Below are 1,974 nucleotides of genomic sequence, written 5' to 3' on the forward strand. Positions count from 1 at the left end.
CTATAGAACCCATTTGGTATCTTTTTTAGAAGAATTACATAGTAATGATTTGAGAATAAATGCTTTAATCTCGTCAAAACCTTTTGTTATTTCGGTTACAGATGTAAATATCAAATGGGTTCTATAAGTCAAAATTAAGTTTTGTTTCAAGTTTATCAACAATTTCGGTTATCATAAACACAATGACATCTTTTGCTCAGAAAAAACCATTGGCTTAAACTTTACTTAAACTTCAGTTTATAAAATCAAAGAATGGAAGAAAAACTGCCCCAACATAGAATGCAGATTACTGACGATCTCGATAAGTTATTACAAATTTTACCTTTAACTATTCGACAATCCGTAGAACAACATCCTCAAAAAAGTTCTTTAATTGAAATCGTTTTAGACTTAGGAAGAAAGCCGGAAGCTAGATTTTCGGGCCATAGTTGTTACTTGAGTGAGAATTTAGTCCATCGAGAAGATTTAGAATATTCTGTAGCCAGAGTAGGTCATTTTAGTGCCGATAATCGGGCAGGAATCGAATGTACATTACACCGTATCAGTGCTATTCGTAACCGTCAAGGCAACATTATTGGTTTGACTTGTCGTATTGGTAGAGCCGTTTTTGGCACTATTTTAATGATTCGAGAATTAGTAGAAAGTGGTCAATCCATTTTACTACTTGGTCGTCCTGGCGTTGGTAAAACTACTGCTTTACGAGAAATTGCCAGAGTTTTAGCCGATGAATTAGATAAAAGAGTCGTTATTATCGATACTTCTAACGAAATCGCTGGAGATGGCGATGTGCCTCATCCTGCTATCGGTAGAGCGAGAAGAATGCAAGTAGCTCGTCCTGAATTACAACATCAAGTCATGATTGAGGCTGTGGAAAACCATATGCCTGAAGTGATTATCATTGATGAAATTGGGACAGAATTAGAAGCTCAAGCCGCTCGTACTATTGCTGAAAGAGGGGTACAATTAGTCGGTACTGCCCATGGCAATCATTTGGAAAATTTAATCAAAAACCCTACCCTTTCTGACTTAATTGGCGGTATTCAATCTGTAACTTTAGGAGATGAAGAAGCCCGTCGTCGTGGCTCTCAAAAAACGGTTTTAGAAAGAAAAGCACCCCCTACTTTTCAGATTGCTGTGGAAATGTGGGAGCGTCAAAAATGGGTTGTTCATGAAGAAGTCGCACAAACAGTAGATAATTTATTACGAGGTAAACAGCCTATTCCTCAGGTGCGTCAAGTTGATGATGCTGGAGAAGTTTCTATTACAAGAGATCCTTCATTTGCACCACAAACAGAATTAACCACAGTGCAAAATGTGATAGAAATTCCCCTAAAGCCAAGCGGTTTAAGAGCTTCAGGTAAAATGATTCCTATTTCTCTGACTCATCAACAACCAAATCTCGATTTTGAAAAAATGTTAGCTAATTCTTGGTATCAAGCCGAAGAAGCAACGGAAAAAGTACGCATTCCAGGGCCTAACGGAGAAGATTTCCCTATTTATGTCTATCCTTATGGTATTGGCAGATCTCAGTTAGAGCAAGTCATTGAAGTATTTAAAATGCCTATCGTTTTAACCAAAGATTTAGAAGACGCTGATGCTGTCTTGGCTTTGCGATCGCAAGTTAAAAATCATTCAAAATTAATGCAATTAGCAAAAGATCGTCAAGTCCCAATTCATAGTATCAAATCTAATAGTATTCCGCAAATTACTCGAACTTTACGGCAGTTAGTCAATATGGATAACCCAGAAACCAACGAAGCCAATGATTTTCGGTTATTCACTAAAGCTGGTAATGATGATGAAATTGAAGCCTTAGAAGAAGCAAGGTTAGCTGTGGAACAAATTGTCATACCCCAAGGGCAACCGGTAGAATTGTTACCTAGAAACTCAAAAGTAAGGAAAATGCAACATGAACTAATCGAACATTACAGATTGCGATCAGATAGTTTCGGAGATGAACCAAACCGCCGTCTG

At 37.6% G+C, this 1,974-nt stretch carries 1 protein-coding gene; it reads left to right on the top strand.

All coding sequences use genetic code 11. The features are described from left to right. Positions 1 to 252: 252 nt before the first annotated feature. Positions 253 to 1,974: R3H domain-containing nucleic acid-binding protein (locus FWJ34_RS19235; RefSeq protein WP_308256937.1), on the top strand; the 1,722-nt coding region annotated here is incomplete at its 3' end.

This window comes from Geminocystis sp. GBBB08 (assembly GCF_016743215.1).
Taxonomy (GTDB): domain Bacteria; phylum Cyanobacteriota; class Cyanobacteriia; order Cyanobacteriales; family Cyanobacteriaceae; genus Geminocystis.